Consider the following 8,626-nt stretch of genomic DNA (forward strand, 5'->3'; position numbering starts at 1 on the left):
GATTTATCGTAATGCTAATAAGTGGAATTTTATATTATAGAAAACCAGAGCGGAAATAGTTGTTGATTCTACTAGTGATAGGAATGTTAAGCTTCGTTACTGCTGGAATTAGAATGTTAGCAGCGTAGAGACAGGTATATAAAGAATGGAGGCGTAATTTATATGTTTAAATTAATGAAGCTCGAATGGAAGAAACATCAATTATCTAGTTACTTTAAAAGTGTAGCAATTTGTATTATAGCAATTTTCGCTGCAGTAAGCCTTATGGCATGGGGAATGAAAGCCGAGGGAGACGTGCTCTTCTTTGACTTCACACAGAACATGGCTTTAGTAAATATTTTTATTAGGATAACATTCATTATTTTTAGTTCAGTCATTTTATCACGTTTAGTAATTGATGAGTATAAGAACAAAACGATACAACTATCATTTATGTATCCGCTACAAAGGAAAATGCTAATGAGTGCGAAATTAACAATTGTTTTCTGTTTTTGTTTTGTGAGCACGATTATCGCGACTTTCATTATTAGCTTGCTTGTATATTTTGTGAGTCCAATGATGGGACTGATTGAAACACCTGCTACGATAGGTGAAATAATAGCTATCGTTCCAGCTACTATTATAAGTGCATTTATGATATCTGGTATAAGTTTAATTCCTTTGTTTTTTGGAATGAGAAAGAAATCGACACCGACAACGATTACTTCGGCAGTAATAATTGGTATGCTGATTAGTGGTAACTTTGGTCCTGGAAACGGTCAAGTAAGTATGTTTGATTTTATAGCTATCCCAATCGTGCTCTGTTTATTAGGAATTTTCATTAGTTATCTATCGTTTCGTAAAATTGACAAGATAGATGTGGCGTGAAGTAAGCCTAAAACAACAACGAACTGGGGTATAAATGGTGAAAAAAATAATAGTAATTGCAATATTATTCATTACAATTGCTAGTGCGGTTTTTGGTTTCAAGGTATTTCAGGGGAAAGATTTTAAGAAAGAAAAGTCTTTTGATATAAATAATATAAAAGCAATAGAAGTAGACAATGAAAATTGGAATCTTGAGTTTAAAAGTACAGACGCTAATAAAATAGTAATTTCTGCTCAAGGTGAACAAGCAGATAAAGAGATAGATCCTGTCAAAATAGAAAATGACGAAAATAAAATTGTGATTAAGCAAAAACAAAAGGTGAACAGATTTTTTTATGGTTTTACGTTTAGAAAGAAAAATAGTATATGTGTAGCTATTCCGAAGAAAGAGATAGATAAAATTGTATTAAATAATAAATCGGGTGATGTGAAAATAAACGATATAGTAGTAAAAAGCATCGTGACAAAAGGCAAATCTGGAGATGGAATGATTACAGGACTATCGGCAGAGAAGGGTGAATTTACATCCGAAAGCGGAGATTTAATGTTAAAAGATAGTTCATTACAAGAAGTAAATATAACTTCCACTACTGGTGATAATTACGTGAAAAATGTAAAAAACGAAAATATGAACATCACTTCAACATCTGGGGAAGTATTACTGAAAGATATGACAGAAGGAAAATCATTATTTGTAGAAACAAAATCAGGGGATATTGGCGTACGGTATAAAGGTGTCCCGGCATCATTGAAGCTTATGGCTAAAAGTAATTTGACTGACGTAATAGTGGATTTAAAAGGACTTAAGAAAGATAAAAATACAGAAAAGATAAAAGAAGGAACTATTGGTGATGCAAAAAACGAAGTGAAGATTTTAAGTAAAACAGGGGTAATTTATATTGATTAAAGTTTAAATGAAAGGAGGACTATCATGCTACGTCTTATGAATCTAGAATTGAAGAAGTTTAAGTTTGGATGGTATGTGAGGGGAGCAGTTATTGCAAATATCATTATACTGGCATTATTAATCTTTGTTAGTTTCATTGCACAAATAGAAGGAGATCCAGAAATAAGAGATCCGCAGATGATTTTGCTAATGGCTAGTACAATAGTAAGAGCAACATTTATTATTTTTGGTAGTGTATTAATAGCAAGGTTAATAATTGGCGAATATAAAAATAAAACAATACTACTCATGTTTTCTTATCCCATTAACCGAAAGAAAATGATGGCTAGTAAGTTGGCTATTACAGCGATAGTAACATTTATAACAGTTATTGTATCTAACATTTTAGTAGTAGGAATTTTCTTTGGGATAGATAGTTGTTTTTCAATTCTTCCTAATTCATTCACAGTAGATCAATTGGTGCAAGAAGGAATAAAACTAGTTCCTTTAGCCATTGCAACTGCGGGGATGAGTTTAATCCCATTATATTTCGGAATGCGTAAACGTTCAGTGCCAACTACAATTGTTTCATCTCTTATCGTTGTCTCAATTGCAATGAATACCAACCCAGAGTTTCCTACAGCAACTTTACTTCCCCTTCAACTAGCACTCGCAGCAATTGGAGTTGTGATTGCATATTACGGCATTAAAAATATAGAGAAGGAAGATATAACTGTATGATAAGAATATGTGAAAAAGAGTTGGCGTTACACCAACTCTTTTTTGTATATGTACGCTTCGTTACTACTCTGTAAATTTAGAGTGTGTGCTTAAGTACTTTTGCACTTCTGGAGAAATGTTAAAGTTATTAGGACTTTTATATTCGATAGTAAACTCGCCGTCGGTACTTGTTTCAAAGGAGATTGCATAGCTATTCATTTTAGCATCGTAAGAAGTATTTTTGACTTCTGCATCTAGATTAAAATATTTTGTAATATACTCTTTTGAGTCCGTAATTGCTGCTTGTTTTCCCCAAGGGGTACCATAATAGGTGAAATAAAGAGATACACTAATAACTCCAATAATAGAAGTTAGTAAAATAGTTCCCATAGCTATTTTTTTATTTTTTGTATTCAATTTGGTTACTCCTCTTCGTAATATGTATTCATTTTAACCTATCTTTTCCATAAAACAACCATTAAGAAAAAATAGTTTCACATGAAACAAGTTACAGAAAAAGACAAGATATGTAAACATCTTGTCTTTTTTGTCGTTACATTTTAGGAGCTTCCATTCCAGCCGCAGCCCATTCTTCTTTTGCGGGGCCATATACGCCAGGAACTGTTAAGCCAGCTTGTCGCATTAAAACCGTCATTTGTCCGCGGTGGTGATTTTGATGATTAATGAGTGTCATTAAAAATATAGAATTCGGCATAGGGCGACCAAAGAAGTCATTAATAGTAGCTAAGTCTTTATCAGTCCATTTACTTTGAAGTGTTTCAACAAAAGCCGCGTTTACTTTACGGTATTCATCTGCAATTGTTTTTGCAGAAGTTGGAACAGGATAATCTTTCGATTCTCCTTCAAACTTTAGCCCTGTGCCAGATAGTATAACAGGAATTGCCGTCACGATGTGCCAAGCAACTCTACCTAACGTCCAATGTTCAGGTGCAATTTCCTGTGATAAAGATGCATCGGTTAATGAATCAAGCATTTTCTGAGTAGACTCTGCTTCGTATGTCCATGATTGCAAGAAGCCTTCAATTGTTTGGTACATTATTGTTATCCCCCTCTACTTATGTTCATAGATTAAGTTCGAGAAGAAATGACAAGTTCCCTTTATGTTTTAATGATGGTATTTAAAATTTTATATATAAATTTTATGATACTATTGAGTGTATATAGAATTATATTAATTTAGGGGGATATTATGAAAAGATTGATTTTAGGAATCATAATTTTATTTTTAATGGTAGGATGTAGCAATGAAACCTATAAAAAAGCAATGGATCAAGGGAAATTGGCGTTAGCGAGTAAAGAATATGACACGGCAGTAGCATCATTTGAGCTAGCATTAGAAGAGAAAAAGGATGATAAAGAAGCAAAGGTATTAAAAGACCAAACTACTAAGATGATAAGTTCGATAAAAGAGAAATCGAGTGGAAATATAGAACAAGCAATAGGTTTGTTTCAAGAAGTAGAAAAGATGAAAGATGGTTCCGCAATCCTTCAAAGTCAAGCGAAAGAACAAAAAGATTCGCTCATAGAGCATAAAGAGTTAAAAGGTCAATATATAGGTCAATTGGAAAAGGCAGAGAAGTTAAAGAATGATAAAAAGTATGAAGAGGCTAAAGGGATAGTAAATAAAATTGTTAACGATACTGGCCAAAATCAACAATTTATTTCGGAAAATCAACGGGCCGAAGAGCTGAATAAGCAAATAGATGGCTTACTAACTCAACAAGCAGAAGTTAAGAAAAAAGAGGAAGAGTTAAAAAATGAAAAGAAAAAAGAGGCTGATATTGGAAAGTTAAAGGGGTCTTGGATGTCATCAGAAAGTACAGACAGGCCAGTTGGGTTGGAAATAGAATCTATTAATAGTGAGAAAACAGGCGGAGAATTTATGGAACATAATATTTTTGGGAAAGGGACTACTATAGGAGACTTTCGAATATTAAGTGTGGACCAAGGGATTATTTCCATAGAGCTTGTATTTTTAATGGGAGAAAGAAAACAGAAGGTTGATTTGAAACTTGAGGAGAACACATTAACTGTACATCATGAGTTTATGGGAGGGACTAAATCTGTGAAATTAGTGAGATCAGAGTAATTTATCCCGCTATTCACCTGCAGTAAAATTCCCACCTCAAGATTCGGCTGGAGCAAAGAAGTTGGGTGGGAGATCCACTGCTCATAAAAGCCCAATTGGTTTGGGTTAATAATCAGTGGGGATGAAGACCCCCCCCACTAATTAAAGTTTCACTTTATTTAGTATATAAAAAGGAGGCTTCTAAAACGAAGCCGTCTTTTAATTAACCTTCTTCCCACTCTTCCTCATCAACCATAAGAAATAAGGCGCTCCAAGTACAGCGACGACAAGGCCAGAAGGGATTTCTTTCGGATATGCGATTGTACGTCCAAGTAAGTCAGCAACAGAAAGAAGGATTGCTCCAAATAGTGCTGAACAAACGAATAGTCTTTGATGGTTCATACCAACAACAATTCTTGCTAAGTGAGGTGCGACAAGGCCTAAAAAGGCAATTGTACCGACAGCAGCGATATTTACTGATGCAAGTAGTGTCGCTAGCACAATTAGAGCAAGACGTGTTTTATTTACTGGTTGCCCAAGTCCAGTTGCTAAATCGTCTCCCAGTACGAGAACGTCAAGTTGTTTTATTAAGAAAAAGATAATGAATACAAGAATTAGAGATGGATATAGAATGATATTTTCTAAGTGATTCCACCCTCTTGCATACGTACTGCCAGATAACCATGTTAAAGCAGCGGCAACATTCAAATTGGCTCTAACGATAAAGATTTGAATAATTGCTGAGCCAAGTGCAGAAATACCAATCCCTATTAAAGCGAGAGCTGTTGGACTAAATCCTGATTTCCAAGAGAAGAAGAGGACAATTCCAACTGCAAGTAGTCCGCCAATAAATGCACCAATTGGTAGGAAGAAACCAGGAAGTGCAGGAAAGACATACATAACAGTTAAAGCACCGACACCAGCTCCCGATGAAATACCAATAATAGAAGGATCGGCAAGTGGATTTCGTAATATACCTTGGAAAACAAGCCCACTTATTGCAAGGCATGCACCAGCAATAGCGGCAACGAGCATTCTTGGTAATCGAAGATTCATCATCATGTTTTTGTCAAATTGTGTTAATTGACCTGATATAACATTTGTAATGCTTTCGATATAAGCGTTACTACCGATTGTAACACCAAGAGCAATCGTCACAATACAAAGTGTGATAGATATAATGATTACCTTTTTATAAGAGTAATAGCGGGAACTAGCTCCAGCTGCATTCGCACCGTTATCATTCATATATTGTTTCGACTTCATCATTCGATAAACTAAGTAAATAAGCCAAGGAGATCCAATCATTGCTGTGACTGCCCCAACAGGAAGTTCTGCACCGGTTGGATCTATTAATCTACCGACAACATCTGCTCCAAGCAATAATACTGCCCCCCATAAGAAAGAAGAGAGAAGAAGAGTAAAGTGTTGACGGTATCCGATAAGGCGCATTAAATGAGGTGCAACTAAGCCGACAAATCCAATTGGTCCAACAACAGTAACAATTACTGCTGTTAAAAAGATTGCAGCAATGAAGGCGATAAGACGTGTTACTGCTGTTTTTTCACCAAGAGAAACAGCAACATCATCACCAAGTAAGAGAATGTTGAGTTTACGAGATATAAATAGTAAAACTAGGAAAGAAATAATGATAAATGGAAAAGCAAATTGAACGCCATCCCAGTTATTTTGAATAAGAGATCCAGCTCCCCATAAAAATAAACCAGCTGTTTCATTTTCATAGAAAAGCTGCATCGTTCCGGTAAAGGCAGAGAGCATTAATGTAACGACCATACCAGCTAATGCCATTCTGAGTGGGGTTCCCTTTTTTCCACCAGAAATACGGTATACAAATAAAGCAGTAATAGCACCGCCGATAAATGTGAACAGAAGAGAATTAATTTGTAAACCTTTCGGTAAGAAAATTGTAGCCACTACTAGAAAGAAATATGCGCCAGAGTGAATACCCATTGTACTGGATTCAGCAAGTGGATTTTTCGTTAACGTTTGTAAAATAACCCCTGATGCAGCAAGAGCGCCTCCAGCTAAAATGGCAATTACAGCTCTAGGTAATCGAAGCATGATTAAAGTTTGATGTTCTAGCGATTGGTTCGGTGAGATAAGAGCATCAATAATCATACTATAGGAAATGTTTGCTTGACCTTGTCCGATATGAATAAAGAAAAGGAGGAGCAAGAGAGCTGCTCCTCCTCCGAATACAAGACTTGCTCGAAGTGTATGTTTTAGGCTATTCATCGTGTAATCACTTCTTCGCTGTCATTACATCTGCTACTTGTGTTGCTAAAGATGTTGCAGACTCAGGACCACCGAAAATCCAAGTGTCGCCTTTTAATTTATACATTTTGTTTTCTTTTTTGAACTTTAATTCTTCCCAAGCAGGGTTGCCTTTTAGTTGCGTGTCAAAAATGTTATCTTCATCCGCTACAATGTAAATGAAGTTTGAATCTTGTACACTTTGTAATGATTCTACAGTTGTTTGTTTGAAACCATCTGGCTCAGATTTTCCTGCTTCAAAAGTATTTGTTAAACCTAATTTTTTTGTAACTTGTAAAGCTAAAGAATTGTCAGTTAAGATACGGAATGTTGGTACGTTTTTAGCAGTAAATGCTTGTGCCATTGCGATGTTTTTATCTTTTAAGTCTGCTTTCTCAATTTTTGCTTTTGCATCAGCGAATGCTTTATCCATATCAGCTAATACTTTTTTACCTTCTTCTTCTTTTCCAACTGCTTTTGCAATTTGTTTAAATGTTTCTGTCATTTCAGCAAAGTGATCGTTATTACTTGTTGATGGATCAAACATAACTGTTGGTGCAATTTGCTCTAATTCATTTTTAATTGCTTTACCACGGAATGAAGCTGTGATAATTAAGTCTGGCTTTAAACGGCTAATTTCTTCTAAGTTTGGTTGTTGACGTGTCCCTACATCTACAACATCTTTACTAGGTTTTGTTTTTGTATTTACCCATTTATTATAATTCTTAATGTCTGCCATCCCTACTGGCTGAACACCAAGTGTTAATAAGTCTTCTGAATATACCCACTCAAGTACAACTACTTTTTTCGCTGGTTTATCTAACTTCGTTTCCCCTTCAGCGTGTTTAATTGTTATAGCTTGATTTTTATTGTCCGCTTTTGTTTCTTTTTTCTCCTCTTTTTGCTGTCCGCATCCAACAGCGAATAGAAGAACTACTATGAAAATACTGAGAATTTTCTTCATCTTCTGCCCCCAAATTAAGTGTTTTTTATAACTAGCACCATAAGTGAAAATGGTTATCAATTACAACACCCAAATCATACTATGAGGGTATTTTAAGTGTCAATATATTTTTAAAATTTTGACGAAAAATAACAAATTATATGAATTTTTATATATTATAGTCGTTATTTATCCCGCTATTTGTCCGGCTGTAAGATTCACATCTCAAAATTTGGATGGAGCAAAGAAGTTAGGTGGGAGTCGGGCTGATTAAAGTTTCACTTTATGGAGAGTAAGTCTCTTTACTAAAAATATTGGCGAATGTGAAAAGTTTAAATGGGAACTTGGCTGTGTACGAAAGTGTAATGTGTATGGTTAATAATCTGTGGAGAGGGGGCGAAAGTACAAGCAAAAGGAGTGAGAATCGCATGTAATAATTACTAGAATGTATGGAGGAAATCTGTGTTTTATCCCCGACTAGGCAAAGTATTTCTTTGTTATTTAGATAGGTGTTTTTTAATTCGGTGATTGCGCTAAAAAGATCGAATGTAAAGGAAGTGATCAACATGTCTTCATGGAGCAATAACATAAATGGATATTGTGGGTGTAATAATCAAAATGGTGTACATGTTGATTCATGCTGTTTTAGTTGCGATGGGACAGTTCCTAAGGTTGGTCCGACAGGTTCAACAGGTCCAACGGGAGCGACAGGTTCAACAGGTCCAACGGGAGCGACAGGCGACACAGGTCCAACGGGAGCAACGGGAATAACAGGAGCAACGGGTTCAACAGGAGCGACAGGTTCAACGGGAGCGACAGGTTCAACAGGTCCAACGGGAGCAACGGG

General features: G+C 35.6%; 8 protein-coding genes and 1 pseudogene. 5 read left to right on the plus strand and 4 right to left on the minus strand.

Annotated features, from left to right (window positions below; genetic code table 11):
* Positions 1–162 precede the first annotated feature (162 nt).
* Genes HMAS_RS01830 through HMAS_RS01840 form a run of 3 tightly spaced genes read left to right on the plus strand, consistent with a single transcriptional unit; the run spans position 163 to position 2,494 of the window.
* A complete protein-coding gene (locus HMAS_RS01830) occupies positions 163–867 on the plus strand; it encodes an ABC transporter permease (RefSeq protein ID WP_048533838.1) in 705 nt (234 codons plus the stop codon).
* Positions 868–901: 34 nt separating this feature from the next.
* The gene (locus HMAS_RS01835) at positions 902–1,774 is read left to right on the plus strand and encodes a DUF4097 family beta strand repeat-containing protein (protein ID WP_000239289.1); all 873 of its coding nucleotides are present in this window, start codon (positions 902–904) and stop codon (positions 1,772–1,774) included.
* A 24-nt stretch (positions 1,775–1,798) separates the two neighbouring features.
* Positions 1,799–2,494 carry an ABC transporter permease gene (locus HMAS_RS01840; RefSeq protein WP_000945223.1) on the plus strand — a complete coding sequence of 232 codons (696 nt, stop codon included), beginning with the start codon at positions 1,799–1,801 and terminating at the stop codon, positions 2,492–2,494.
* A 63-nt stretch (positions 2,495–2,557) separates the two neighbouring features.
* On the opposite strand, the gene HMAS_RS01845 is transcribed toward HMAS_RS01840, so the two are convergent.
* Positions 2,558–2,890, minus strand: coding sequence for a hypothetical protein (locus HMAS_RS01845; RefSeq protein ID WP_025709897.1), 333 nt, complete (start codon positions 2,888–2,890; stop codon positions 2,558–2,560).
* A gap of 136 nt (positions 2,891–3,026) precedes the next feature.
* Entirely contained in the window at positions 3,027–3,530 is a 504-nt protein-coding gene (locus HMAS_RS01850; protein ID WP_000284973.1) for a DinB family protein, read from the minus strand.
* Between the two features lie 153 nt (positions 3,531–3,683).
* On the opposite strand from HMAS_RS01850, the gene HMAS_RS01855 reads away from it, so the two are divergent.
* The gene (locus HMAS_RS01855) at positions 3,684–4,583 is read left to right on the plus strand and encodes a hypothetical protein (RefSeq protein ID WP_025709896.1); all 900 of its coding nucleotides are present in this window, start codon (positions 3,684–3,686) and stop codon (positions 4,581–4,583) included.
* 198 nt (positions 4,584–4,781) lie between these two features.
* Here HMAS_RS01855 and fhuB read toward each other — a convergent pair whose 3' ends face one another.
* Positions 4,782–6,818 (minus strand): Fe(3+)-hydroxamate ABC transporter permease FhuB, encoded by a 2,037-nt coding sequence (fhuB, locus tag HMAS_RS01860; RefSeq protein ID WP_116344687.1) that lies wholly within the window; start codon positions 6,816–6,818, stop codon positions 4,782–4,784.
* Positions 6,819–6,825: 7 nt separating this feature from the next.
* On the minus strand, positions 6,826–7,800 hold the full coding sequence (locus HMAS_RS01865) for an ABC transporter substrate-binding protein (protein ID WP_025709894.1): 975 nt from the start codon (positions 7,798–7,800) through the stop codon (positions 6,826–6,828).
* Between the two features lie 545 nt (positions 7,801–8,345).
* On the opposite strand from HMAS_RS01865, the pseudogene HMAS_RS28000 reads away from it, so the two are divergent.
* Positions 8,346–8,626, plus strand: a pseudogene (locus tag HMAS_RS28000) (collagen-like protein); the annotation flags it as partial.

This window comes from Bacillus sp. HMA207 (assembly GCF_003402455.1).
In the GTDB taxonomy this organism is placed as follows: domain Bacteria; phylum Bacillota; class Bacilli; order Bacillales; family Bacillaceae_G; genus Bacillus_A; species Bacillus_A cereus.